The organism is Blastococcus sp. SYSU DS0539, assembly GCF_054050855.1.
Map to the genome: position 1 here is coordinate 122,391 of NZ_JBJHAF010000006.1, position 24,295 is coordinate 146,685.

Annotated in this window: 22 protein-coding genes and 1 pseudogene; 8 read left to right on the plus strand and 15 right to left on the minus strand. The window is 73.9% G+C overall.

The window, feature by feature from the left end; translation table 11 throughout:
• Positions 1–18: 18 nt before the first annotated feature.
• From ACI790_RS09730 to ACI790_RS09760, 7 genes are all read right to left on the minus strand, one after another.
• Positions 19–1,176 (minus strand): acyl-CoA dehydrogenase family protein, encoded by a 1,158-nt coding sequence (locus tag ACI790_RS09730; protein ID WP_456569579.1) that lies wholly within the window; start codon positions 1,174–1,176, stop codon positions 19–21.
• The gene (locus tag ACI790_RS09735; protein WP_456569580.1) at positions 1,173–2,114 is read right to left on the minus strand and encodes a crotonase/enoyl-CoA hydratase family protein; all 942 of its coding nucleotides are present in this window, start codon (positions 2,112–2,114) and stop codon (positions 1,173–1,175) included. Before ACI790_RS09735 ends, ACI790_RS09730 begins: the two co-directional genes overlap by 4 nt.
• Positions 2,115–2,196: 82 nt before the next feature.
• Complete coding sequence (locus ACI790_RS09740) at positions 2,197–3,327, minus strand: branched-chain amino acid ABC transporter permease (protein WP_456569581.1); 1,131 nt, start codon at positions 3,325–3,327, stop codon at positions 2,197–2,199.
• Positions 3,324–4,211: a branched-chain amino acid ABC transporter permease gene (locus ACI790_RS09745; RefSeq protein ID WP_456569582.1), complete on the minus strand. Its 888-nt coding sequence runs from the start codon at positions 4,209–4,211 to the stop codon at positions 3,324–3,326. The genes ACI790_RS09740 and ACI790_RS09745 overlap by 4 nt, the downstream gene beginning before the upstream one ends.
• 48 nt (positions 4,212–4,259) lie before the next feature.
• Entirely contained in the window at positions 4,260–4,967 is a 708-nt protein-coding gene (locus tag ACI790_RS09750) for an ABC transporter ATP-binding protein (protein ID WP_456569583.1), read from the minus strand.
• Complete coding sequence (locus ACI790_RS09755; RefSeq protein ID WP_456569584.1) at positions 4,964–5,791, minus strand: ABC transporter ATP-binding protein; 828 nt, start codon at positions 5,789–5,791, stop codon at positions 4,964–4,966. Before ACI790_RS09755 ends, ACI790_RS09750 begins: the two co-directional genes overlap by 4 nt.
• Complete coding sequence (locus tag ACI790_RS09760; protein ID WP_456569585.1) at positions 5,772–7,010, minus strand: ABC transporter substrate-binding protein; 1,239 nt, start codon at positions 7,008–7,010, stop codon at positions 5,772–5,774. Before ACI790_RS09760 ends, ACI790_RS09755 begins: the two co-directional genes overlap by 20 nt.
• A 198-nt stretch (positions 7,011–7,208) precedes the next feature.
• Between ACI790_RS09760 and ACI790_RS09765 the strand changes: the two genes are divergently transcribed.
• The 5 genes from ACI790_RS09765 to ACI790_RS09785 are packed head-to-tail and all read left to right on the plus strand — an operon-like array spanning position 7,209 to position 12,016.
• Entirely contained in the window at positions 7,209–8,243 is a 1,035-nt protein-coding gene (locus tag ACI790_RS09765; protein ID WP_456569586.1) for a phosphotransferase family protein, read from the plus strand.
• Positions 8,243–8,614: a DUF6285 domain-containing protein gene (locus ACI790_RS09770; RefSeq protein WP_456569587.1), complete on the plus strand. Its 372-nt coding sequence runs from the start codon at positions 8,243–8,245 to the stop codon at positions 8,612–8,614. The genes ACI790_RS09765 and ACI790_RS09770 overlap by 1 nt, the downstream gene beginning before the upstream one ends.
• Positions 8,615–8,640: 26 nt before the next feature.
• Positions 8,641–10,227 carry a long-chain-fatty-acid--CoA ligase gene (locus ACI790_RS09775; protein WP_456569588.1) on the plus strand — a complete coding sequence of 529 codons (1,587 nt, stop codon included), beginning with the start codon at positions 8,641–8,643 and terminating at the stop codon, positions 10,225–10,227.
• The gene (locus ACI790_RS09780) at positions 10,224–10,991 is read left to right on the plus strand and encodes an enoyl-CoA hydratase-related protein (RefSeq protein ID WP_456569589.1); all 768 of its coding nucleotides are present in this window, start codon (positions 10,224–10,226) and stop codon (positions 10,989–10,991) included. Before ACI790_RS09775 ends, ACI790_RS09780 begins: the two co-directional genes overlap by 4 nt.
• A 53-nt stretch (positions 10,992–11,044) precedes the next feature.
• Positions 11,045–12,016, plus strand: a complete 972-nt coding sequence (locus tag ACI790_RS09785) for an NADPH:quinone oxidoreductase family protein (protein WP_456569590.1) — start codon at positions 11,045–11,047, stop codon at positions 12,014–12,016.
• Between the two features lie 18 nt (positions 12,017–12,034).
• Here the strand turns inward: ACI790_RS09785 and ACI790_RS09790 are convergent, their stop codons facing one another.
• Together ACI790_RS09790 and ACI790_RS09795 are read right to left on the minus strand one after the other, a co-directional pair.
• The gene (locus ACI790_RS09790) at positions 12,035–13,063 is read right to left on the minus strand and encodes an ATP-dependent 6-phosphofructokinase (RefSeq protein ID WP_456569591.1); all 1,029 of its coding nucleotides are present in this window, start codon (positions 13,061–13,063) and stop codon (positions 12,035–12,037) included.
• A 93-nt stretch (positions 13,064–13,156) separates the two neighbouring features.
• Positions 13,157–13,993, minus strand: a complete 837-nt coding sequence (locus ACI790_RS09795) for an acyl-CoA thioesterase (RefSeq protein ID WP_456569592.1) — start codon at positions 13,991–13,993, stop codon at positions 13,157–13,159.
• Between the two features lie 260 nt (positions 13,994–14,253).
• On the opposite strand from ACI790_RS09795, the gene ACI790_RS09800 reads away from it, so the two are divergent.
• Positions 14,254–15,120 (plus strand): siderophore-interacting protein, encoded by an 867-nt coding sequence (locus ACI790_RS09800; RefSeq protein ID WP_456569593.1) that lies wholly within the window; start codon positions 14,254–14,256, stop codon positions 15,118–15,120.
• Positions 15,121–15,126: 6 nt separating this feature from the next.
• On the opposite strand, the gene ggt is transcribed toward ACI790_RS09800, so the two are convergent.
• Positions 15,127–16,998 carry a gamma-glutamyltransferase gene (gene ggt / locus ACI790_RS09805; RefSeq protein WP_456569594.1) on the minus strand — a complete coding sequence of 624 codons (1,872 nt, stop codon included), beginning with the start codon at positions 16,996–16,998 and terminating at the stop codon, positions 15,127–15,129.
• 158 nt (positions 16,999–17,156) lie between these two features.
• Between ggt and ACI790_RS09810 the strand changes: the two genes are divergently transcribed.
• On the plus strand, positions 17,157–18,683 hold the full coding sequence (locus ACI790_RS09810; RefSeq protein ID WP_456569595.1) for a DUF2252 family protein: 1,527 nt from the start codon (positions 17,157–17,159) through the stop codon (positions 18,681–18,683).
• On the opposite strand, the gene ACI790_RS09815 is transcribed toward ACI790_RS09810, so the two are convergent.
• The 4 genes and pseudogenes from ACI790_RS09815 to ACI790_RS09830 all read right to left on the minus strand — a co-directional run bounded on the left by ACI790_RS09815 (position 18,674) and on the right by ACI790_RS09830 (position 22,082).
• Positions 18,674–19,765, minus strand: a complete 1,092-nt coding sequence (locus ACI790_RS09815; protein ID WP_456569596.1) for a YihY/virulence factor BrkB family protein — start codon at positions 19,763–19,765, stop codon at positions 18,674–18,676. The two genes, ACI790_RS09810 and ACI790_RS09815, sit on opposite strands and share 10 nt — an antisense overlap.
• 130 nt (positions 19,766–19,895) lie before the next feature.
• Positions 19,896–20,414: pseudogene (locus ACI790_RS09820) on the minus strand (UGSC family (seleno)protein).
• Positions 20,411–21,808 (minus strand): thioredoxin family protein, encoded by a 1,398-nt coding sequence (locus ACI790_RS09825; RefSeq protein WP_456569597.1) that lies wholly within the window; start codon positions 21,806–21,808, stop codon positions 20,411–20,413. Before ACI790_RS09825 ends, ACI790_RS09820 begins: the two are co-directional and overlap by 4 nt.
• Positions 21,809–21,863: 55 nt before the next feature.
• A complete protein-coding gene (locus ACI790_RS09830; protein WP_456569598.1) occupies positions 21,864–22,082 on the minus strand; it encodes a hypothetical protein in 219 nt (72 codons plus the stop codon).
• Positions 22,083–22,305: 223 nt separating this feature from the next.
• Between ACI790_RS09830 and ACI790_RS09835 the strand changes: the two genes are divergently transcribed.
• On the plus strand, positions 22,306–23,268 hold the full coding sequence (locus ACI790_RS09835; RefSeq protein WP_456569599.1) for a hypothetical protein: 963 nt from the start codon (positions 22,306–22,308) through the stop codon (positions 23,266–23,268).
• 25 nt (positions 23,269–23,293) lie between these two features.
• On the opposite strand, the gene ACI790_RS09840 is transcribed toward ACI790_RS09835, so the two are convergent.
• A complete protein-coding gene (locus ACI790_RS09840; protein WP_456569600.1) occupies positions 23,294–24,274 on the minus strand; it encodes a phosphotriesterase family protein in 981 nt (326 codons plus the stop codon).
• Between the last annotated feature and the right edge of the window lie 21 nt (positions 24,275–24,295).

Below are 24,295 nucleotides of genomic sequence, written 5' to 3' on the forward strand. Positions count from 1 at the left end.
GCCGCGCTGCCCGCCGGCTCATTTCCGGCCGACGACGTCGCGGCCGATGATCTGCCGCATGATCTCGTTGGTCCCGCCGAAGATGCGCTGCACCCGGGCGTCCTGGAAGGCGCGGGCCACGGGGTACTCGAGCATGTAGCCGTAGCCGCCGTGCAGCTGCAGGCACTGGTCGATCACCCGGTTCTGCACCTCGGTCGACCACAGTTTCGCCTTGGCCGCGTCCACCGCACCGAGCTCGCCGTCGTTGTAGGCCAGCACCGCCTCGTCGACGAAGACCCGGGTGACGTCGAGCTCGGTGACCATCTCGGCCAGCCGGAACCGCGTGTTCTGGAAGTCGGCGACCGGCTGGCCGAAGGCGGTGCGCTGGTCGGTGTACTGCACGGTCGAGGCGAGCGTCGCATCGGTGGCCGCGACGGCGTGGGCGGCGATGGACAGCCGCTCCAGCGGCAGGTGCGACATGAGCTGCCGGAACCCGCCCCCCTCGGCGCCGAGGAGGTTCTCCTGCGGGACGAACACGTCCTCGAAGAACAGCTCCGCGGTGTCCTGGGCGGGCAGCCCCACCTTCGCCAGCTTCCGGCCCCGCGTGAAGCCGGGCATCCCCCGCTCGACGACCAGCAGGCTGAACCCGCCGGGCCCCCCGGCCGGGTCGGTGCGGGCCACGGTGATGACCAGGTCGGACTGGATGCCGTTGGTGATGAACGTCTTCGCCCCGTTCACCACCCAGCCGCCGTCGACCTTGCGGGCCGCCGTCCGGATGCCCTGCAGGTCGCTGCCGGTCGCCGGCTCGGTCATCGCGATGGCGCCGATCAGCTCGCCCGAGGCCATCCCGGGGAGCCACCGCTGCCGCTGCTCCGGGGTGCCGAGCGCGGCGACGTAGGGCACCGCGATGTCGTCCTGCAGCGAGAAGCCCGAGGCCAGCGAGGTGGCGAAGGCCTTGGCAAGCTCCTCCAGGACGACGTACCGGTAGCGGTAGTCCCGCCCCACGCCCGCCCCGCCGTACTCGGCCGGCGTGGACAGCCCGATCACCCCCTGGGCGCCGGCGGCCCGCCACACCTCCCGGTCGATCAGCCGCTGCTCGTCCCACCGCTCGACGTGCGGCGTCACCTCCCGGGCGACGAACTCCGCCACCACCTCCCGGAAGGCCTCGTGGTCGGCGTCGTACAGCCGGCGTCTCATCGGTGCTCCTCGTGCTCGACCAGGGGTTCCCGGTAGCTCGGTGCGGGCAGCCGCGCGAAGACGTCGGGCAGGTCCCCGCTGACCGTCTCGGGGAACCGCGCCGGGCGCTTCTCGAGGAAGGCGCTGATGCCCTCCCGGGCATCGCGGCCGACGCCCCGCACGTTGAGGGCGTGGGTCTCGATCTCGTGGGCGGTCATCGGGTGCGCGGCGCCGAGCATCCGCCACAGCATCTGGCGGGCGAGCGCGACCGACACCGGCGCGGTGTGCTCGGCGATCTCCGCTGCCAGCGCATGGGCGACGTCCAGCAGCTCCGCGCGGGGGTGCAGGCTGCGCACCAGGCCCGCCGCGAGCGCATCCGTCGCCGGGAAGACCCGCCCGCTCAGCACCCACTCCAGCGCCGTCTGCACGGACACCAGCCGGGGCAGGAACCAGGACGAGCAGGATTCCGGCACCAACCCCCGCCGGTTGAAGACGAACCCCATCCGGGCGTCGTCGGCGGCGATCCGGATGTCGGCCGCGAGGGTCATCGTGATGCCGACGCCCACGGCCGGCCCGTTGATGGCGGCGATGATCGGCTTGTGCAGCTCGAACATGCGCAGCACCACTCGGCCACCACCGTCCCGCCGCAGCCGTGGGCCGGACGCGCCGGAGTCGTCGTCGGTCCGCCAGCCGTCGAAGGTGGCAGCGCTCTGCGAGAGGTCCATCCCGGCGCAGAACGCCCGCCCCGCCCCGGTGATCACCACGGCGCGCACGGTGTCGTCCCGGTCGCAGGAGTCGAACACCGCCAGGAGCTCCACCTCCATGCGGTCGGTGAAGGCGTTGAGCGCCTCCGGCCGGCTGAGCGTGATGGTGGCGATGCCGTCACGCACCTCCAGCGAGATGTCGCGCAGGTCGAGCTCCTGCGCCGCCTCCCCCGCCACCGTGCCGGCGGCGCTCATCGCGGACCGGTCCGAGCAGCGACTGCGGTGTCCATGCGTGTCCTTCCTCGGGGGCGTCGGTGCCGTCCGTCGGTGGCCCGCCTCACCGGACGGGTGCCGTCTGCTCGATCTCCTCGTCCTGCGGGACGGCGACCGAGGCCGCCGGCTCGCGGCTGCTGAGCAGCCCACGCCGGCCCGGGAGGCGGTCGACGAACGGGCGGAGGACCGCACGCGCCAGGCCCGCGATGCCGAACGGCATGACGAACATGAAGAGGATCAGCGAGAGGCCGTACACCAGGCCCGCGGCCGCCTGGTTGACGTCCGCCGTCCACTCGGGGACGTAGGTGATGAAGAAGGCGCCGAGCACGGCGCCGCCGAGGGTGCCCAGCCCGCCGACGACGATCAGCGAGATGAACGCGATGGCCATGACCAGGCCGAAGGAGTCCGGGCCGACGAACTGGACGGCGTAGACGTAGAGGACGCCACCGACGCCGGTGTAGGCCGCGCTGATCGCGAACACCGTCGTCTTGGTGCGCGAGCTGCGCACGCCCAGCGTCCGGGCGACGGTCTCGTGGTCGCGCACGGCCACCAGGGAGCGCCCGATCCGCCCGGTCGACAGCCGGCGGGTCAGGATCCAGGCGGCCACCACCGCGACGAGGCACAGCAGGTAGACCCACTGGTCGCGGGCGAGGCCGGTCCACTCCGGCGGCTGCGCGGTGAAGACGTTGATGCCCTCCTGCCCCTGGGTGATGCCGTCCAGGCGCTTGATCGCCGCCGGGGTCACGATCGCCAGGGCGAGGGTGACCAGCGCCAGCTGCAGGCCCTGCAACCGCAGCGCCGGCATGCCGAACAGGTAGCCCAGGACGAACGTGGCCACGATCGCCACGGGCAGGACCGCCAGGTAGTGCCAGCCCTCCTGGATCAGCACCGCCCCGACGTAGGCGCCCGTCGCGAAGAAGGCGCTGTGCCCCAGGGAGATCTGGCCGTTGAACCCGGTGAGCAGGTTCAGGCCCATGCCCACGACCGCGTAGATCATGACCATGCTCAGGTCGAAGTTCACGTACGGCGGGGAGTTGAGCGGGATCAGGACGGCGACGACGACCACCGCCGCGAACACCGCGTAGCGGAGCCAGCCGGGCGCGTCGAGCGGGGCCTGCGCCTGCCGGAGCCGGCCGACCCGGCCGGCCAGCGTGCGGCGGGGCGTGGGCCGCGCCGCGGTCAGGGTGCTGGTCATACCCGCGCCACCGTCCTCGTTCCGAAGAGCCCCTCGGGCTTGAACAGCAGCACCGCCATGATGATCACCAGCGCCACCGCCTGCTTGAAGTCGTTGCCGATGAAGTCCACGTAGGTGCCGGCGAGGTTCTCCACGACACCGACGATCAGACCGCCGACCAGCGCGCCCACCGGGCTGTCGAAACCGCCCAGGGTCGCCGCCGCGAACGCGTACAGCAGCATCGCGGCCATCATGTTGGGCTGCAGGAACAGCTGCGGCGCGGCCAGCGAGCCGACCAGTGCCCCGATGCCGGCGGCGAGACCCCAGCCGAGCATCAGCATCCGCCCGACCGGAACCCCCGACAGCCGGGCCGACTCGGGGTTGCTGGCGGCGGCCCGCATGGTGAGCCCGAGCTTCGTGTGCTGGAACACCCAGTACAGGACACCGGCGACCACGGCGACGGTGGCGATGATGCCGAGCGCCTGCCGGGACACCGCGGCCGGGCCGAGGTCGACGGCTCCCTCGCCGAAGACCGGCGGGACGTCCTTGGTCAGGTAGCCCCAGATCCAGCCCGCACCGCTGGTCAGGCAGAGCATCAGGCCGAGGGTGACGATGATCAGCGACAGGTGCGCCGAGGGGCTGGTCCCGAACGGGCGGATGAGCACCTTCTCGGCGAGCACGCCGAAGAGGAACGCGACCGCCATCGACACCAGGATGGCCAGCGGCAGGGCCAGGCCCCAGGCGTAGAGCTGCCAGGTGAGGAAGGCGGCGAACATCGCCATCTCCCCCTGCGCGAAGTTCACGATGCCCGATGCCCGGTAGACCAGGACGACGCTCAGCGCCAGGGCGCCGTAGAGCGCACCGGTGGCGATGCCGTCGAGCACCTGCTGCATCAGCAGGTCCATGTGTGCTCCTTCATCCGTGCCGGTGTTCCGAGGCCGGCGGCGGGGCGGTCAGTAGCCGAGGTAGGCACGGCGGATGTCGTCGTTGTCCCGGAGCTCCGCGGCCCGGCCGGAGGAGACGACGCGACCCGCCTCGAGCAGCACGGCGGTGCTGCCGATGTCGAGCGCGAGCTGGGCGTTCTGCTCGACCACGAGCATCGCGGTGCCCGTCTCGGCGTTGATCTGCTGCAGCGACTCGAACAGCGACCGCGTGGTGTTGGGCGCCAGCCCCAGCGAGGGCTCGTCGAGCAGCAGCAGCCGGGGCGAGGGCATGAGCGCCCGGGCGATGGCCAGCATCTGCTGCTCGCCGCCGCTGAGGCTGCCGGCCTGCTGCCGGCGCCGCTCGGCGAGCCGGGGGAACACCGAGAACCACTGCTCGATGTGCCGGCGCTCGTCGCGGTCGCTGCGCAGGTAGGCCCCGACGCGGAGGTTGTCCTCCACGCTCATGTCGCCGAAGGTCCCCCGGCCCTGGGGGACGTGCGCGATCCCCAGGGCGGCGATCCGCTCGCTGGCGAGCCCCAGCAGCTCCTGGTCGTCGAACCGCACGCTGCCGCTGCCGCGGATGATGCCCGACAGCGCGCGCAGCAGCGTGGTCTTCCCGGCACCGTTCGCGCCGAGGACGACCGCGATCTCGCCCCGGTCCACCGACAGGTCGATGTCGTGCAGCACCTGCACCGGCCCGTAGCCGGCGCTCAGGCCCGCCACCGTCAGGAGGTTCACGACCCGCCTCCCAGGTAGGCCTCGACGACGTCGGGATCCGACCGCACCTGGTCCGGCGTGCCGTCGGCGATCTTGCGCCCGAGGTTGAGCACGACAACCTGGTCGGAGACCCGCATGACCATCGCCATGTGGTGCTCCACGAGCAGCACCGAGAGGCCGCGCTCGTCGCACAGGCGGCGGATCGTGTCCGCCAGCTCGAGCACCTCTTCGTGGATGAGACCGTTCGCCGGCTCGTCGAGCATGAGCAGGCGTGGCTCGGCCATCAGGGCCCGGGCCAGCTCGACCCGCTTGAGCGTTCCGTACGGCAGCCCCGCGGCGAGCGAGCCGGAGACCTCGGTCAGGCCCAGGTCGGCCAGGAGCGCCCGGGCCCGGTCGATCTCCGCCCGTTCCTGCCGGCGCACCCCGGGCAGCCCGAGCGCGCTGGCCCAGAACCCGGACCGGGTGCGGTGGTGCCCGCCGGCCAGCACGTTCTCCAGCACGGTCATCGACCCGAACAGGCCCAGGTTCTGGAAGGTGCGGGCGATGCCGACCGAGGCGATCTCCTCGGTCCGCAGCTGCAGCAGGTCGCGGCCCTCGAGCCTGATCTCGCCCGAATCCGGCTCGTACAGCCGGCTGATGCAGTTGAACAGCGTCGTCTTGCCCGCGCCGTTGGGTCCGATCAGGCCGCAGATCCGCCCCTCCCGGAGATCGAACGAGGGGCCGTCGAGGGCGACGACGCCGCCGAACCGGAGCCGGACGTCGCGCACGGTGAGGAAGGCGTCCCCCGGCGTCCCCGGCCGCTCCCGGACGGCGGTCCCCATCGGGTCACTCGCGCTCGAGGACATCGCCCTGCAGCTCCCACGTGGTCCCGTTGAAGGTCATCATCTGGACCTGGGTGGTGAAGAACGGGTAGTCCGGCGTCGTCTCGACGGTCACCTCGGGAAGGAACAGGTCCGGCGAGACCCCGGACAGGTTCTGGGCGGCGTCGAGCATGTCCTGACGGGTGCACCCGTCCATCTGCTCGAGCACCTCGACCATCATCTGGCCCACGGTGTAGCCGTTGGCTGCGGTGGAGTCGGCCGCCTCGAAGTCACCCTGGTGCTTCTCGGCGAAGGCCTGCCAGGCCTGCATGCCCTCGTCGTCGGACCAGCTGGGGTCGGACACGTCCTTGAGCCAGGTGAAGGACACCGCGTCCACCGCGCCCTCCCCGGCGGGCTGCATGATCGCCTGGGCGTGGTTGGTGCCGGAGGTGACCAGCGTCAGCGGCTCCCACCCGATCTCGGCGGCCTTCTTCAGCGACTGCGTCATGAAGGTGCCGGTGGCGTAGTTCAGCCACACGTCGGCGCCGGAGTTCGCCAGGTTGACCACCTGGGAGTCGGCCGATCCCCCGGACTGCTCGTAGGCCTGCGCGCTGACGATCTCGACGTCGGTGCCCTCGAACTCCTTCTCGAAGTTGGCGAGCATGCCCTTGCCGAAGCCGTCGTTCTGGTAGAGCAGGCCGACCTTGGCCTGCGGGTTGTTCGCCAGCACGTAGTCGGCCATCACCTGGGCCTCGAACTCGTACTGCGGGAGGAAGCCCATGGACCAGTACTCGTCCTGCGCCATGAACTCGTCGGTGCCCGTCATCGCGAAGAGGTTGGGCACCCCCTGCCCGGCCACCAGGTCACCGATCGCGAGGTTCGGGGAGGTGCCCAGGACGTTCATCAGCGCGAACACCTGGTCCTGCTCGATGAGCGTGCGCGCGTTGCTCACCGTGCGGGCGGGGTCGTAGGCGTCGTCCATCGGGATGTACTCGATGGTGCGGGTGACGCCGTCCCCCATCTCGACCCCGCCCTGGGCGTTGACGTCCTCGAAGTACGCCTGGGCGGCGCGGGCGATGGAGCCGTAGACGGCGCCGGCACCCGACATCGGCAGGCTGGCGCCGATCTTGATGCTGGAGTCGGTGATCCCCGGATCGCAGTTCCCCCCGGCGGCCGAGGCCTCCTCCGAGTCGGCGCGACCCCCGCATCCGGCGAGCACGAGCGCGGTGCAGCCCAGGGCGAGGACGGAGCGACGGCGATTCACGGCAACCTCCACGGTTCGGGGAGCCCGCCGGCGGCGGCTCCGGCAGCTCAGGTGGCTGAGCGAGCGCTACATAGAAGACACGCGGATGTGATCTGTGTCAACGTCTTGCGCGCCGTGTCCGTGAACCCGTTCACTGTGCCGGTTGACGGTTCCTGATCGATCGTTCAGTCGCGGCGCGGCTGTGACGGAGGGGTGGGCATGGCGGCGGCGCAGACAGCACGCGACGGGGGCCTCCCGGAGACGGCGTCGCTCGCCGCGGCCCTCCGGACCCGGCTCGAGGACGTGCTGGACCGCCCCTGCCCGGTGACCGGGCTGCGCCGCCTCTCCGGCGGGGCCAGCCGCGAGACCTGGACCTTCACCACGGGCGGGGGGGAGCACCCCGCGACGCGACTGGTGCTGCGCCGCGACCCACCTGCCGAACCGCGGCCGGAGATGATGCGCCGGGAGGCGGTGGCGCTCGGTGCCGCCGGGCGGACGGGGGTGCCGGTCCCGGAGCTGGTCGACTGGTCCGCCGACGTCACGACGCTGGGTGCCCCGTACCTGATCACGTCCTTCGTCGACGGCGAGACGATCGCCCGGCGCATCCTGCGCGACGAGGAGTACGCCGGCGCCCGGTCGGTGCTCGCCGCCGACCTGGGGCGCGCGGCCGCCCGGATCCACCGGATCACGCCCGAGGAGGCCCCGGGGATACCCCGCACGGACATCCTCGAGGACCTCCGGGCCCGGTACGAGTCGGTCGGCGTCGCCCGCCCCGTCCTGGAGCTGGCGTTCCGCTGGCTCGGGTCGTCGCGGCCGCCCTCGGCGCGGGCCGACGTCCTGGTGCACGGGGACTTCCGGCTCGGGAACGTGATCGTGGGACCCGACGGCCTGCGGGCCGTGCTCGACTGGGAACTGGTCCACCGGGGCGACCCCATGGAGGACCTCGGCTACCTGTGCATCCGCGCCTGGCGGTTCGGCGGCCCCGAGCCGGTCGCCGGGGTCGGCCGCTTCGGCAGCCTCTTCGACGCCTACGAGGAGGCCGCCGGCGTGCGACCCGACCCCGAGGTCGTGCACTGGTGGCAGGTCGCCGGCACCCTGAACTGGGGCGTGAGCTGCCTCGTGCAGGCCGACCGCCACTTCTCCGGGTCGACCCGGTCGGTCGAACTGGCCGCCATCGGCCGGCGCGTGGCGGAGCAGGAGTACGACCTGCTGCGCATGCTCGGCCGTCGCGTCGGAGCGGCGGTGGCCGGCTGATGCTGCACCGCTTCCCGGACGCCCGGGAGATCGTCGAGGCCGTACGCGAGTTCCTCGAGCACGAGGTGATGCCCGGGACCACGGGTGCGCTGTCGTTCCACGCCCGGGTGGCCGCCAACCTGCTCGGCGCCCTCGAGCGGGAGCTCGCCGAGGGACCGGAGCCGCAGGCGCGCTACGCCGACCTCCTGGCCGGCCTCGGCGTCCGGGACGAGGCCGAGCTCGCCGAGTGGATCCGCACCGGGCGGATCGGCGCCGACGACCCCCGGCTCCTGCCCTCACTGCTCTCCATCACCACCGACCGGCTGCTGGCCTGGAACCCCCGGTACCTGGCCGCCGAGATCGACGACGACCCGCGCACGACCGCGCAGTGACCGCCACACCGAACAGAGAGGACCGCATGACCGTGCGCACCGACTCGCACCCGAGCCAGCGCCTCACCTGGGTCCACCAGGTGGCCAAGCACGCCTGGACCCACCCCGACCGCCCGGCCCTGCGCTTCGGCGGCCGCACCACCACCTGGGGCGACCTCGAGGACCGGACCCGCCGGCTGGCCACCGCCCTCGAGCAGCGCGGGATCGGCCGCGGGGACCGGGTGCTGCTGCTCCTGACGAACCGGCCCGAGTTCATCGAGGCCTTCGTCGCCGTCAACCGGCTCGGCGCCGTCGCCGTCCCGGTGAACTTCCGGCTCGTCGCCGGCGAGGTCTCCTTCCTCGCCGAGAACTCCGGCAGCCGGGCCGTGATCGTCGAGCAGCAGCTGGCGGGCCTGGTCGGCGCGGTCCGCGCCGGCCGGGAGGACGAGCTGCCGTGCCTGGTGGTCGGCGACGACGTCTCCGCGGCCGGCGCCGGCGCGACCCGGTACGAGGACGCGCTGACCGGCGCGGAGCCGCACGCGGCGGACGGCCCGGACGACCTCCGCGAGGTCGCGTTCATCATGTACACCTCGGGCACCACGGGCCTGCCCAAGGGCGCGATGCTCACCTACGAGAACCTGCTCGGGCAGACCATGACGCTCGTCCAGGCGTTCCGGCTGGTCGAGGACGACGAGATCGGGCTGGTCACCTCGCCGATGTTCCACATCGCCGCCGTGGGGGCCATGGTGCCGAACCTCGTCCTCGGCTACACGACCGTCATCACGCCCACCGGCGCGTTCGACCCCGAGGCATTCCTCGACCTGGTCGAGTCCGAGGGCGTGACCAACGCCTTCCTGGTGCCGACCCAGTGGCAGGCCGTCTGCGCCTCCCCCACCATCGGCGGGCGCGACATCCGGCTGCGCAGCATCGCCTGGGGCGCTGCCCCGGCCACCCCGGCGGTGCTGCGCGCCATGGCCGCGGCCTTCCCCGGCGTGCCGAACGTCTGCACCTTCGGCCAGACCGAGATGTCCCCGGTCACCACCGTGCTGCCCGGCGAGGACGCCATCCGGAAGATCGGGTCGATCGGCAAGCCGGTGCCGCTGGTGGCGGTGCGGGTGGTCGATCCGGACATGGTCGACGTGCCGCAGGGCGAGATCGGCGAGATCGTCTACCGCGGGCCGCAGACGATGGTCGGCTACTGGGACAACCCCGGCGCCACCGAGGAGGCGTTCCGGGGCGGCTGGTTCCACTCCGGTGACCTGGTCCGGGTGGACGAGGACGGGTTCTTCTACGTCGTCGACCGGCTCAAGGACATGATCATCTCCGGCGGGGAGAACATCTACAGCGCCGAGGTCGAGGCGGTCGTCGCCGACCACCCCAAGGTCCGGGAGGTCGCGCTGGTGGGCCGCCCGCACCCCCGCTGGGGCGAGACGCCGGTCGCCGTGGTGGTCCCCCACGACCCCGCCGACCCGCCCGGCGAGGAGGAGCTGATCGCCTTCTGCGCCTCCCGGCTGGCCTCCTACAAGAAGCCCACCCGGGTCGTCGTCCTGGACGAGCTGCCCCGCAACGCGTCGGGGAAGATCCTCAAGAACCCGCTCCGCGAGCGGTTCCGCGAGGAGGCGGTGGCGCAGTGACCCGCTCCCCCGAGGGCCTCGAGCGCGACCTGGCCGACGGCGTCCTGCACCTCGTGCTGTCCCGGCCGCAGACGCTCAACGCCGTCACCACCGGCCTGCTGGAGGAGCTGGCCGGGACGGTCTCGGCGGCCGGCACGGACCCGGCGGTGCGCGCGATCACCCTCCGCGGCGCGGGGCCGGCCTTCTCCTCCGGCGCCGACCTCAGTGGCTCCGAGGAAGAGGTCTCCGTCGCGGCCGCGAACCGGGCCGTCCTGGCGGTCCGGGACGTGCCGGTGCCGGTCGTGGCGCTGGTGCACGGCCCGGCCGCGGGCGTCGGCTGCTCGCTGGCGCTGGCCTGCGACCTGCTGCTGATGAGCCGCTCGTCCTACCTGCTGCTCGCCTTCACCCGGATCGGCCTCATGCCCGACGGCGGGGCCACCGCCCTGGTGGCTGCCTCCGCCGGTCGGGCCCGCGCCATGCGCATGGCTCTCCTGGCGGAGAAGATGCCGGCCGAGGAGGCGCTGGCGTGCGGCCTGGCCGCCGCGGTGGTCGACGACGACCGGCTCCACGACGAGGGCGCGGCACTGGCGACGCGGCTGGCCGGCGGGCCCACCGCCGCGTTCGGCCGGACGAAGCAGGCGATCAACGCCGCAGCCCTCGCCGAGATCGAGGGCGCGCTGGACCGCGAGGCGGAGGGGCAGGCCGCGCTCGCGGGCACCGCCGACTTCGCGGAGGGCGTGGCGGCCTTCCGCGAGCGACGGGCGCCCGCCTTCACCGGACGGTGACGGCGACCGCACCGGGTCACGGCGGTGCCCGGCCCGCACGCGCGGGCAGGGGCATGCGCGCGTGGCAGGTGCAGGAGCTCGGTGAGCCGGAGTCGGCCCTGCGGCTCACCGAGCTCCCGGCGCCGGTGCCGGGTCCGGGGCAGCTGCTGGTCCGGGTCGAGGCGGCCGCGCTGAACTTCCCCGACCTGCTGCTGTGCCGCGGGCAGTACCAGGAGCGGCCGGCCCTGCCGTTCACCCCGGGGCTCGAGGCGTGCGGCACCGTGGTCGAGGGCCCGCGCGCCGGGGAGCGGGTGGTGGTGTCACCCCGGCTGCCCGCCGGCGGGCTCGCGGAGCTCGTCGTCGTACCGGCCGGGGATGCGCTCCCCGTTCCGGACGGGATGGCCGCCGCCACCGCGGCCGCGATGCTGACGACCTACCAGACGGGGTGGGCGGGACTGCACCGGCGGGCCCGGCTGCGTCCCGGTGAGACGCTGCTGGTGCACGCGGGCGCGGGCGGCGTGGGGAGTGCGGCGATCCAGCTGGGCAAGGCCGCCGGCGCGACGGTGATCGCCACCGCGGGCGGCCCGGCGAAGACCGGGGTGTGCCGCCGGCTGGGGGCCGACGTGGTCGTGGACTACTCGGCCGGGGACTGGGTGGCCGCGGTGCTCGATGCGACCGGTGGCCGCGGCGTCGACGTCGTCTACGACTCCGTCGGGGGCGACGTCTTCGACGGCAGCCGGCGCTGCACGGCCTTCGAGGGACGTCTCGTGGTGGTCGGCTTCGCCGGCGGGCGCATCCCCACGTTCCCCACCGCCGAGCCGATGGCGGGGAACTACGACGTCGTCGGATTGCACTACGGCCTCTACCGCACCCACGAGCCCCACCTGTCGGCCGAGGTCCACGAGCGGCTGGTCGGGCTGTGGCGCAGCGGCGACATCGAGCCGCTCATCGGCGCCGAGGTGCCGATGGCCGAGGCTCCGGCGGCGCTGCGCCGGCTCGGCGAACGCGGCACGGTCGGCAAGATCCTGGTCCGCCCGCAGGGCTGAGCGGATCCTGCGCACCGGTCAGCCCGTGAACGCGTGGATCTCCGCCAGCCGGGCCGGGGTGACGGTCTTGAGCCGGGCGACGGCGCGGGCCAGCGGCACCAGTTCGATCTCGGTGCCGTGCAGGGCGACCATCTGGCCGGTGTGCCCTTCGTGCGCGGCGATCGTCGCGTGCAGGCCGAACCGGGTGGCGAGCACCCGGTCGAAGGAGGTCGGCGTCCCGCCGCGCTGGACGTGGCCCAGCACGGTGGCCCGCACCTCCTTGCCGGTGCGCCGCTCCAGCTCCTCCCCCAGCTGCTGGGTGACCCCGGTGAAGCGGCGGTGGCCGAACTCGTCCACGCCGCCCCGCCGGAAGGCCATCTGGCCGGGCAACGGCTCCGCGCCCTCGGCGACCACGCCGATGACGTGCGAGTCCCCCCGGGCGAACCGCTCGCAGACCAGCGAGACGACGTCGTCGACGTCGAAGGGCTCCTCGGGCACCAGGGTGAGGTGCGCCCCGGCGGCCAGGCCCGCGTGCAGCGCGATCCACCCGGCGTGCCGGCCCATCACCTCGACCAGCAGCACCCGCTGGTGGGACTCCGCGGTGGTGTGCAGCCGGTCGATGAGCTCGGTGGCGATGCTGACCGCGGTGTCGAAGCCGAAGGTCAGGTCGGTGCCGTCGATGTCGTTGTCGATGGTCTTGGGGATGCCCACCACCGGCACGCCCGCCTCCGACAGCAGGTGGGCCGCCGTCAGGGTGCCTTCGCCGCCGATCGGGACGAGCACGTCGATCCGGTGCTCGTCGAGGGTGCCGATCATCTCGTCGATGCCGGCGTTCAGCTTCTCCGGCGCGACCCGGGCCGACCCCAGCGTGGTCCCGCCCCGGGTCAGCAGCCCGTCGACGGCGGCGACGTCCAGCGGCGTCGTCCGGTTCTCCAGCAGGCCGCGCCAGCCGTCGCGGAAACCGACCACCTCGCTGCCGTAGTGGGCGCCCGCGGTGCGGACCACCGAACGGATCACGGCATTGAGGCCGGGGCAGTCCCCGCCTCCGGTGAGTACTCCGATGCGCACCGGCTGGCTCCTCGCGGTCGTGGGCCGGGACGCGGTCGACCATACGTCATGACGTCTGGACGAACGGGCGACGCGCGGGCCCGTCCAGGACCGTCAGCTGCCGGGCCGGAACGGGTTGCGGCCCGGCCGGAACAGCGTCTCCTGCGTGAAGCTCGCGGCCAGCACCCCGCCCGGGGTGGTGATCGAGCCGGTGTACCAGCCGCGGCCGCCGGAGACGGTGCGCGGAACCATGTCCATGAGGGCCCAGTCGTCGAGCCGGACGTGCCGGTGGAACCAGACGGCGTGGTCCAGGCTCGGGCCGGGCGCGGCCTCGTCGTCGGGCAGCGCGGAGAGCCCGGTGCCGATGTCGGACAGGTAGGTCAGGACGCAGGCGTGCACCAGCGGGTCGTCGGGCAGCGCGACCGTGGCCCGGGCCCAGAACCGGGTGGGCCAGTGCGCCGCCGGGAACGGCTGCTCCGGCCGGCGGGCCTCCATGGAGAACAGCCGCGGCATGTCGAACCGGGGCAGCGCGTCCGGCGCCTCGACGGTCGGCGTCTCCTGCACCTGGTGGTCGGGGCCGGGACCGGGCACGTGGAAGGAGGCGGACATGCTGAAGATGACCTCGCCGCCCTGGATGGCGACCACCCGGCGGGCCGAGAACGAGCCGCCGTCCCGGTCCCGGTCCACCCGGAAGATCGTCGGGCGGGCGGCGTCCCCGCTGCGCAGGAAGTACCCGTGCAGCGAGTGCGGGAGCCGGTCGGCGCCGACGGTGCGGCCGGCGGCGTACAGGGCCTGGGCGGCCACCTGCCCGCCGTAGAGCGGGAACGGGTCGCTGAACAGCAGGGTGCTGCGGTAGAGGTCCCGGTCGATCTCCTCCAGCGCCAGGACGTCGAGCACGCTCGCCTCGGCTGCGGTTCGGTCCTCGCCGGTGCCGGCTGCGATGGTGCCCACGCCGGGACAGTAACCGCCCGCCTCCGGCACACCGATCACCGTCGCCAGGGGGCTGCCGGCGGGAACGATCGGCTCACCGCCGGCGATGTGCGCTGGTGGCGCCTGGTGGACGCCGGAACGCGCCATCGCCGCACATCACCGGCCGGGGCGCTGCGCCGGGCGGGCGAGCGGGAACGGTGATCATCGGGCTCTGTAGCGTCCCCGGGGACGGCGGACCGGTCGGTGCAGCGGTCGCCGGCGCGACCAGGAGCGGAGCAGCCATGAGCGAACCACGGCGGAACGGCGACGGGCGCCCGCCGCGCAAGCGGACGCCGCGGATCGGCGAGGTCGTCCGGACCTCCTGGATCACCCCGCACATGATCCGCGTCGTGCTCGGCGGCGAGGGCCTGGCCGGCTTCCCCGACGGCGAGTTCACCGACCGCTACGTCAAGCTGCTCTTCCCGCCCGCAGACGCCTCCTACGCCGTCCCCTACGACGTCGAGCAGGTGCGCGCGGAGCTGCCCGCCGACCAGTGGCCGGTCACCCGCACGTACACGGTGCGCGCGTGGGACGCGGCGGCCGGTGAGCTGACCATCGACTTCGTTCACCACGGCGACGAGGGGCTGGCCGGGCCCTGGGCCGCCGCCGCCCGACCCGGCGACCGCATCCAGTTCATGGGCCCCGGCGGCGCCTACGCGCCCCGGCCGGACGCCGACTGGCACCTGCTCGCCGGGGACGAGGCCGCGCTGCCCGCCATCGCCGCGACCCTCGACCGGCTGCCCGCCGGCGCGCGGGCGCTGGTGTTCGTCGAGGTGGCCGGGGCCGAGGAGGAGCAGACGGACCTCGCCGTCGGGCCGGGCGTCGAGCTGCACTGGCTGCACCGCGACGGCGCCGAGCCGGGCGTGCCGCTGGTCGATGCGGTGCGGGCCGTCGCGCTGCCGGCCGGCAGCGGCCACGTGTTCGTGCACGGCGAGGCCTACGCCGTCCGGGAGCTGCGCCGCCACCTGCGGGCGCAGCGGGGCCTGGACCCGGAGTGGACCTCGATCTCCGGCTACTGGCGGCGGGGCGACACCGAGGACCGCTGGCAGTCGGGCAAGCGCGACTGGAACGCCGCCATCGAGGCCGAGGACGCCGTCGCCGGTCGCTGACCGGCGTCAGCCGTCCCCGAGCGGCGGGGCGAGCTCCGCGGCCCCCGGAGCGGATGCCTCCGGGCCGGTGCGGACCGGGTGCACCACCCCGGCGCTCCCGCCGCCGCGGCGTTCCCCCTCCGCGGCGGCCAGCACCAGGCCGCCCGGCAGGTACTCGATGCCGGTCGCCGCGCCGAGCTCCTCCACCACGGTGAACTCGTGGCCGAGGGCGGCGAGCGGCTCGCCGTACGCGTCGACGAACGCCTGCTCCGCGCTGACCGTGGGCGTGTTGCGCTGGCTGGCCCGCGGAGCGGCGATCGCCTCCGCGAGATCCATGTTCCGGTCGATGCGGTTCACCAGCGTCTGCAGGACCGTCGTGATGATCGTGCTGCCGCCCGGCGAGCCGAGGCCGAGCACCGGCTCGCCGTCGTGCAGGACGATCGTCGGCGCCATGCTGCTGCGCGGGCGCTTGCCGGGGGCCGGCAGGTTCGGCTCGGGCCGGGTGGGATCGGCGACCGCGAACGTGAAGTCGGTCAGCTCGTTGTTGAGCAGGAACCCGCGGCCGGGCACCGTGATCCCGCTGCCGCCGGTCTGCTCGATGGTCAGCGTGTAGCTGGCGATGTTGCCCGCGGCGTCACCGACGGTCAGGTGGGTCGTGGACGGCCCCTCCGAGCCCTCCCCCACCGTGGGCCCCTCGGGGGCCGGGCACGCGGCGTACTCGCCGTCCGGGTTGCCGGCGGCGGTCGGCTTCGCCAGCACCGCGTCCGGAGCGATCTCGCAGGCCCGCTCCCGGGCGAACCCGTCCGAGAGCAGCTCGGCCAGCGGCACCTGGCTGTACGCCGGGTCGCCGACGTAGGCGTTGCGGTCGGCGAACGCCAGCGCGCTCGCCTCCAGGTAGGTGTGCAGCACCGGCACGGCCGGCAGCGAGCCGAGCGGGAAGGGCTCCAGGATGTTCAGCGCCTCCCCGACGGTCGACCCGCCGCTGGACGGCGGCGCCATCCCGTAGACCTCGAGCCCGCGGTAGTCGACCCGGGTGGGCTCCCGCAGCGGCGCCTCGTACCGCGCCAGGTCGACGGCCTCCAGCAGGCCCGGCCGGACCTCCGCGGCACCGGCCGCCTCGGGCGGGTCCTGGACCGTCCGCACGATCTCCTCGGCCAGCTCACCGGTGTAGAGCGGGTCCACGCCCTTGCCCGCCAGCAGCCGGTAGGTGTCGGCCAGGTGGGGGTTGCGGAACACCGAGCCCACCTCGGGCAGCGCCCCTCCGGGGAGGAACAGCTCGGCGGTCGGCGCGAACCGGCGGAACTTCTCCTCGTTGTCCGCCGTCTGCTGCCGGAAGGTCTCGTCGACGACGAAGCCCTCGTCGGCCAGCCGGGTCGCGCCCTGCAGCGCATCGTCCAGCGACCAGGTGCCGAACTCCTCCAGCGCCGTCGCCCAGGTGCGCGGGGTTCCCGGCGTGCCCACCGACAGCCCGCTCTCGACGGCCTCGGAGAAGGGGATCGGCTCGCCGGCGTCGTCGAGGAAGGCGTCGGCTCCCATCGCCAGCGGCGCGGTCTCCCGGCCGTCGATCGTGGTGACCTCGCCGGTGGCGGCGTCGTAGTACACGAAGAAGCCACCGCCGCCGATGCCCGCCGAGTAGGGCTCGGTCACGCCCAGCGCGGCGGCCGCGGCCACCGCCGCGTCGGCGGCGTTGCCGCCGGCGGCCAGGACGTCCAGGCCCACCCGGGTGGCGTCGGGGTCGACCGTGGCGACCGCACCCCCGGTGCCCACGGCGAGCGCGCGCTTCTCCGGTGGAGCAGTGCCCGGGTGGTCGCCCGGGGCGGCGCTCGCGGGGCCGCCGGCCACCAGGGAGCCGCCGGCGAGCACGGTGAGGGCCAGGACGGTGGTACGCGGACGCGGCATGGGATCTCCTCGGGCGTCATCGGCGCAGGAGGCCATGGGACACCCGCGCGGCCCGGCGCGCCAGGTGTCCCCGCGCGCCGTTCCGGAACGCAACCGGACGACCCGGTGTCACACGATCGTCGTGCCTGGTCGGGGCGCCGGCGGGTAGCCGGACAGCCATGGATCCCTCCCCGCGGCTCACCACCGCCACCCGCGCCGAGCTCCTCCGTCTGGCCCGCGAGCACGGGATCCCCGGCCGCAGCCGGATGACGAAGGACGAGCTCGTCGCCGAGCTGCGCGAGCGGTCCGCGCCGCTGCAAGAGACCGAGCGCCCCGGGCCGGGCCGGCGGCAGATCAGCTCCCGGGTCGAGGCCTTCCGCCGGCTCGCCGAGGCCCGCGCGGCCGGCGAAATGGTCTTGATCCCCCGCATGCTCACCGGCAACGACCGCCGGGTTCACGTGCGGGAGACCGTCCGCGAGGACCACGAGACCCGGATCGCGAGCGGTGACCTGGAGGCGCGGGCGAAGTTCGACAAGCTCGCCGGGTCGGTCTTCCACTTCTTCCGCGGCACCAACCTGCTCTTCTACCGGGACCTGGTGGGCGAGGACGCCCGGCTGCCCACCGTGCTGGCGCTCGGCGACGTCCACCCCGGCAACTTCGGCGTGATGCCGAGCTCCGACAACGTGCCGGTCTTCGGTGTCAACGACTTCGACGACGCCTACTACGCGCCGTTCACCTGGGACCTCAAGCGCGGCGCCGTCGGGTTCCTGCTCGGAGCGGCGGAGAAGTCCGGCCACGGCCCGAAGAAGCAGCGGGCCATCGCCCGCCGGTTCGTGCGCGGCTACGTCGCCGGCATCGCCTCCTACGCCGCCGACGGCCGGGAGCAGACCGAGCAGCTCCGGATGGACAACGCTCCGCCGCTGATCGCCGGGCTGATCGCCGGCACGCTGGAGACCAGCCGCGCCGACTGGCTGGCCGGCCTGCTGGACGAGACCCGGACCGGCTTCCGGACCGACGAGGAGCTGGTGCCGGTCAGCAGCCGCCGGGCGGAGTTCCAGCAGCTCGTCGACCGCTACGTCACCGAGAACGAGGTGGCGGTCCCCGAGCGCGCCGGCCGGATGCGGGTGAGGGACGTCGCCGAGCGGCGCGGCGCCGGCACCGCCTCGCTCGGCCTGACCCGGTACTACGTGCTGATCGCCGGCGTGCGCGACGACGGGACCGACGACCTGCTCCTGGAGTTCAAGCGCGCCCGCCGCTCGGCCCTGTCCGGGCTGGTGCCGCCGTCGGGCTACGAGGTGGACGGTCAGGGTGACCGGATCCGGCACGCCCAGCGGGTGCACCTGGTCAGCGGCGACGTCTTCTACGGCAGCGTCGACATCGACGGCCAGAGCTTCATGGTGCGCGAGCGCGCGCCGTTCCGGGACGACCTCGGGCTGGGCCCGCTGTCGCCCGGGGAGTGGAAGGACTACGCCGGGATCTGCGGCCGGGTGCTGGCGCACACCCACGCGATGAGCGACGAGACGGGGAACGTCGACTACGACGTGGAGCCGGCGATCCTCGACGCGATCGGCAACCGGGACCTGTTCGTCGACGACATGCTCCGGTTCGCCGAGGAGGCGGCCGCCCGGGTGCGCCGGGACCACGCCCTCTTCGCCGCCGACCACGCCCTGGGCGCGTTCCGCAGCGTCGACGTCGTCTACCGCTGAGCGCCCCGCGGCCGGTCGACGTCCTCGGCCCCATCGGCCGAGGCCGCGGCGGCCGCGTCCTGGGCGACGTCCCCGGGAAAGCCCTCGGCATCGGCGGGCCGTCGGCCGGCGTCCTTGCGGAACGAGGCGTCCACGCGCTGGAAGCCCTTGTACCGCTCGCTGCGCGCGTAGCCGGTGTAGGCCCGGACGTCGGCCGGGGTCAGCTCCACGTCGTCGGTGAACGGGGTCAGCAGCGACCGGGGGTACAGCCGCCGGTGCCGGACGACGTTGATCTCCGCGGCCAGGACCACGACCAGCGCCTGCAGGTAGATCCAGACGACCAGGCCGAGGATCACGCCGAAGACCCCGTAGACGTCGCTGGACCGCGTCACGTACGTGCCGAAGTAGTAGGTGCCGAGCACGTGCAGCAGCTCCCAGAGCACGGCGGCGATGACGGCACCGACGGCGACGTTCCGCCACTCCAGCCGGCGTGCGGTGAGCACCTGGTAGACCACCAGGAAGATCCCGACGTTGATCGCCAGGCTGGCCAGCGTGCCGGTGGCCGTGACCACCGGGCCGGGCACCGGCAGGACGTCGGAGAAGGTCGCCACGAAGGCGGTCAGCGCCGTCGACACCACCGCCCCGAACCCGAGGGCCAGGACCAGCAGCAGGCTGCGCAGCCGCGACAGCAGGGGGTTGGGCTGGGCGAAGCGCGGCACGGCGTAGATCCGGTTGAGCGCCGCCTGGGCCGCCTGCATGACGCCCAGCCCGCCGTAGAGGCTGCCCAGGACGCCGATGACCAGCGCGACGCCGCTGCCCCGGAAGGTGCCGATGTTCTCCTCCAGCACCGGACCCAGCAGCGGGAAGTCCGACAGCGCGGACTCGAGGATCCGCTGCTGTAGCCCGGGGTCGTCCTGCAGCAGGAAGCCGAGCACCGAGGTCAGCATCAGCAGCAGCGGGAACAGCGAGACGAACCCGTAGTAGGTGATCAGCGCGGCGAGGTGCGGCCCGCGGTCGTCGGCGAACTTGTAGACGACCGCCAGCGGAAGGGCCACCGCGGGGTGCCGGGACTGGAACGCGTCGATGCGGTCGACGACCCCCATGCGTGCATCCCTCCTCCGTCGGCGGCACCCGGGTTCGGCGATGTGCGCGTACGGCGGGGTCCGCCGCCGGTAACGCGCCGTTCCCGCACATCGCTTCCCGTGGGGGCAGGGATACCGCGCCCGTCGGCGGCTATGCGGGCCTGGTCAGCGCGGCCACCACCGCGGGGTAGATCTGCTCGGCGACCGCCCGCAGCTCGGCGTCGGTCCGGTCCTGGACCGGGTGCGGCACCAGCACGTAGGGCGCCGGGAACCCGAGCGCCTCACCCTGCAACCGGGAGGCCTCCGCGAACGCCTCGCTGGCGAGGAACACCCCCACCACGCCACGCCGCTCCAGGTCTGCGATGTCATGCACACTGCACGACGTGCAGGAGCCCTAATCGGCCAGCGCCTCGATGACCACCTCGCACTGCTCGGCGATCTCGTGGCGCAGGTCGACCGGGGCGGTCCGGGCGAACGTGGGCTTGCGGTACCGGCGCACCACGGCGCCGTCCGCGGTCAGCAGCTCCTCGAGCCGGTTCAGCACGACGTCGCCGCGGGCCTTGCTGATGTCGAGCAGCCCGACGCTGCGATCGCGCAGCGACTCCGGGCGGGGCAGCAGATCCCGGGCGGACGTCTGCCGCTCGCCGGTCGGGTCCAGGACGGTTCTCATGCGCGCACCTCTCTGGTCACCGGGGCGCTCCCGGTCTCACCGGCCACCCAGCCGCCGACGACGGCGCTGAACAGGCCGGCGTCGCCGCCGGCGTGCGCCACCAGCAGCCCACCGGGCCGGAACTTGGGCAGCTCGGCCCGGGCCAGCCCGGGCGGCACGCCCTCGGCCATGCCGCCCGCGCCGCGCACCAGCTCGTCGGCGGGCAGGGTGAGCAGCTCTCCGAGCTCGGCCAGCAGCCGCGCGCGGTCCCAGCCGGCCTCGCGGAACACCCGGCCGTGCTCCGGGGAGACGATCAGCATCGCGTCGAAGGCCATCGGCAGCTTCGGGTGGGCGTTGACCCGCAGGCAGGCGGCGAAGGTGCGGGCCAGTGACTCCGGCTCCCGGCTGAGCTGGTCGACCACGGGCTGGACGCCGGAGCCGGCGAAGAGCGTCACCGCGTCCCCGGCCACCCCTCGATCGGCCGCCAGCGGCGCGAACGGGCTGCCCGCCTCGCGCTCGGCGAAGCAGAAGGTGAGCTTCCCCGGGTTGCCCAGGGTCGCCCGGTCGATCCCGCCGGGCACTCCCCCGCCGACGTTGCGCACGACCAGCTGCAGCGCCCGGCCGATCGTCGCGTTGGCGCGGTTGCCCTGCCCGAGCGCGTTGACGCCGCTGTTCATCCCGATCCGGGCGGCGACCGGGCCGTTGACGACCACGACCGGGCCGGCGAAGTAGGTCGTCGCCAGGAGGCCGTGCAGTGCGAACTCCTCCGCGGACGCCGCCTCCAGCGCGGCCAGCACCACCGGCAGGTACTCCGGCAGGCAGCCGGCCATCACGGCGTTGACGGCGACCTTCTCGACCGTGCACTCCACCAGGTCCGGCGGCACGAGCGCGATCACCTCGGCCGGGTCGCGGGTGGTGCCGCGCAGCATCCGCAGCACCCGCTCCGCCGTCGGGGGGACGACGGGCAGCCCGTCGGTCCAGCCGCGGTCGAACATCGCCTCGTGCTCGTCCTCGAGGTCGGCCAGCTCCACCCGCCGGCTGGACAGGCCGCTGCCGCCGTAGCGCGCCTCCAGGGCGTCGACCCGGAACGGGTCCACCGACAGGGAGCCGCAGCCGGGCCGGTGCTCGGGCAGCTCCGCGCCGAGCCCGGTGACGCCGGTCAGCTGCTCCCACTGCTCCCGGCTCCAGCCCACGACCCGGGCCGTCTCCGCGCCGTCCTGCACCCGCAGCAGCGTGGGGACGGTCTCGATGCCCAGCCGGTAGGACAGCTCCAGCTCGGTGTCGTCCCCGGGGAACCAGCCGGCGTCGTCCTGGCACCACACGGCTGCGCCGAGCTGCCGCAGCACCGGCTCGACGAGCCGGCAGGTGGGGCAGTCGCGCTTGACCACGGCGACGAGGCCGTCAGGGAGGCGCACTCCCGGACCGTACCGAGGTGCCGGTCACCCGGCCACCGGCGCGCGGGGTGGCCCCCTACCGATCGGCGCGCAGGTCGTCCGGGCCGTGCGACCGCGCGGCCAGCCACTGCTGCCACTCCGCGCGCCCGCCGGCCCCGGAGCGGGCCGCGAGGAGGACCAGCGCCGCCACGGCCAGCACCGCCGCGACGAGCAGGACGGACCCGAGGACGTGCCAGTCGAACAGCGGCGGGACCGTCATGCTGCCGGGAGCCGGCGAGGAGGGAGGCGGGGCCATGGGCAAGGGTGTGCCCCGGCGCCGGACGCATCGATCACTCGCGAGCCATCACTCACCCGCACGTGGGACATCACCGGGTGCAACTGCCGGCGGAGGCGCCGCCCGCACCGGTGCGCCGGCCCCACCCGGCCGGGTGAGCCGACGGTCCGTAGGCGGGCGAAGCGCTGCACCACCGCCCTACCGTCGGTCCGATGGCAACCCGACGGGGACGCGAGGCGACCTGATGAGCACTGCGACGCAGCACCAGAATTCTGCCCTGGTCGCCGGCGGGGACCCGCCGGCCGAGCACGGCCGGCCGAACGTCTCGGGCGACCTGCCCACCCTCTTCCGGGCCGCGCCGATGTTCGGCCGGGCGCTGGCCGGCTACGACCGCTTCCAGGTCGACACCTACGTCCAGTGGGCGGAGGACGAGCTGGCGACGGCGGAGCGGGAGCGCGAGCACCTGCTCGCCCGCTGCCTGGACACCCAGTCGGCCCTCGCCGAGGCCCGGGAGCTGCTCGACCACTCGGCCGGTGGCGGCGAGTTCCTCCGGCTGTCGGAGCGGATCGGGTCCATGCTCGCCGCCGCCGCCGACCAGGCCGAGGGCATCACCGCCGAGGCCGAGGCCGTGCGGGCCGCGGCGCAGGAGGCGGCCGAGGAGCTGCAGGAGCGGGCCGCCGCGGACCTCGCCGCCGCGCGGACCCGGGCCCGGGAGACCGTGGCCGCCGCGGAAGCGCGGGCCGAGGCGATCCGCGCGGCGGCCGACCGGGTGCTCGCGGAGGCCGAGCAGACCCGCCGGGAAGCCGCCGACGAGGCGGCGGCGCGCATCGCGCAGGCGCGGGCGGCGGAGCAGGCCGCCGCCGACCACGCCGCCCTGCTGGCGGAGCAGGCCGCGGCCGACGTCGCCGCCCTCCGGCTGCAGGGCCGGGACGAGGTCGTCCGGATGCTGGCCACCGGCCGGGAGGAGCGCCGGCGCGCGGACGCCGCGGCGGAGGCGGACCGGGAGCGCCTGGACTCCGCGGCCGCCGACCGGCGGGCCGCGCTGCTGGCGGACGTGACCGACCTCGTGCGCCGGCGGTCCGTCCTCGAGGCGGAGCTCCGGCGCGCGGCCGGCTCGATCGCGCTCCCGACGGAAGGCCCGCCGGCCGCTCGCACCGGCGGCCTCCTGGGCCGTACCCGGCTGCTGTCGACGCAGCGGCACCGCTGAGCCGCCGCGGGGCGGCCGGCGTGCGCTACTCGAAGTAGCGCCGCGGGGTGTCCACGAGCATCGTGCTGATCTGCTCGTCGGTCATCCCCCGCTCGCGAAGCATCGGGAGCACGTCCTTGCTGATGTGCGTGAAGTTCCAGTTCGGCTGGACCTGCTGGAAGGCCGCCCGGGCCGCCGGGTCGGGGAAGTAGTCGATGAAGCAGCTGGCGTCGTGCGCCAGCACCATCCGGTCGGCGTAGCCGCGCTCCGCGAGGGCGACGATCGTGTCCACCCGGTGGTCGGTGGCGTTGTAGATGTCCAGGCCGAACCGGTCCATGCCCAGCAGGCACCCGGCGTCGGCGAGGTCGGTCAGGTAGTCGAGGTCGTTGCTGTCACCGGCGTGCCCGATGACCACCTTGGTCAGGTCGACCCCCTCCTCCCGGAACACCTGCAGGGCCAGCCGGCCGGCCTCGTTGTGGGAGGACGTGTGCACGGTGATCGGCGCGCCCGTGTCGCGGTGGGTGGCCGCGCAGGCCCGCAGGTTGCGCTCGACTCCGGGCGTCAGCCCCTTGGCCTCGACCACGCACTTGAGGAACGCCGCCTTGACGCCGGTGTCCGCGATGCCGTCGCGGACGTCACGGGTGAAGTCGTCGACCATCGGGTCGGTCGGCAGGTCCAGGGCCAGCCCCGGGCCGCGGTGCTCGTACTGGTGCGGGATCTCGTCGTAGGTGTAGAGCCCGGTGGCGACGATGATGTTGATGTCGGTCTGCTCGGCGACCCGCTGCACCCGCGGGATGTAGCGCCCCAGCCCCCACACGGTCGGGTCGACGATCGTGTCGATGCCGAGCGCCTTGAGCTCGTTGAGCTGGTCCACGGCGTCGGCGACCCGCTCGTCCTCGTCCCACCAGTCCCCGGCGCCGTAGTTCTGCACGTGCTCGGTGGAGAGCACGAACACGTGCTCGTGCATGAGCGTCGCGCCGAGGTCGGCGGTGTCGATCGGGCCACGGACGGTCTCGACGGTGGGCACGGAGAAGCCTCCAGGGGTGGG

Coding starts and splice junctions, on each gene's coding strand:
- ACI790_RS09730 (WP_456569579.1), bottom strand. CDS start 1,176: ATGAGACGCCGGCTGTACGACGCCGACCACGAGGCCTTCCGGGAGGTG.
- ACI790_RS09735 (WP_456569580.1), bottom strand. CDS start 2,114: ATGAGCGCCGCCGGCACGGTGGCGGGGGAGGCGGCGCAGGAGCTCGAC.
- ACI790_RS09740 (WP_456569581.1), bottom strand. CDS start 3,327: ATGACCAGCACCCTGACCGCGGCGCGGCCCACGCCCCGCCGCACGCTG.
- ACI790_RS09745 (WP_456569582.1), bottom strand. CDS start 4,211: ATGGACCTGCTGATGCAGCAGGTGCTCGACGGCATCGCCACCGGTGCG.
- ACI790_RS09755 (WP_456569584.1), bottom strand. CDS start 5,791: ATGTCCTCGAGCGCGAGTGACCCGATGGGGACCGCCGTCCGGGAGCGG.
- ACI790_RS09765 (WP_456569586.1), top strand. CDS start 7,209: ATGGCGGCGGCGCAGACAGCACGCGACGGGGGCCTCCCGGAGACGGCG.
- ACI790_RS09770 (WP_456569587.1), top strand. CDS start 8,243: ATGCTGCACCGCTTCCCGGACGCCCGGGAGATCGTCGAGGCCGTACGC.
- ACI790_RS09775 (WP_456569588.1), top strand. CDS start 8,641: ATGACCGTGCGCACCGACTCGCACCCGAGCCAGCGCCTCACCTGGGTC.
- ACI790_RS09785 (WP_456569590.1), top strand. CDS start 11,045: ATGCGCGCGTGGCAGGTGCAGGAGCTCGGTGAGCCGGAGTCGGCCCTG.
- ACI790_RS09800 (WP_456569593.1), top strand. CDS start 14,254: ATGAGCGAACCACGGCGGAACGGCGACGGGCGCCCGCCGCGCAAGCGG.
- ggt (WP_456569594.1), bottom strand. CDS start 16,998: ATGCCGCGTCCGCGTACCACCGTCCTGGCCCTCACCGTGCTCGCCGGC.
- ACI790_RS09810 (WP_456569595.1), top strand. CDS start 17,157: ATGGATCCCTCCCCGCGGCTCACCACCGCCACCCGCGCCGAGCTCCTC.
- ACI790_RS09815 (WP_456569596.1), bottom strand. CDS start 19,765: ATGGGGGTCGTCGACCGCATCGACGCGTTCCAGTCCCGGCACCCCGCG.
- ACI790_RS09830 (WP_456569598.1), bottom strand. CDS start 22,082: ATGGCCCCGCCTCCCTCCTCGCCGGCTCCCGGCAGCATGACGGTCCCG.
- ACI790_RS09835 (WP_456569599.1), top strand. CDS start 22,306: ATGAGCACTGCGACGCAGCACCAGAATTCTGCCCTGGTCGCCGGCGGG.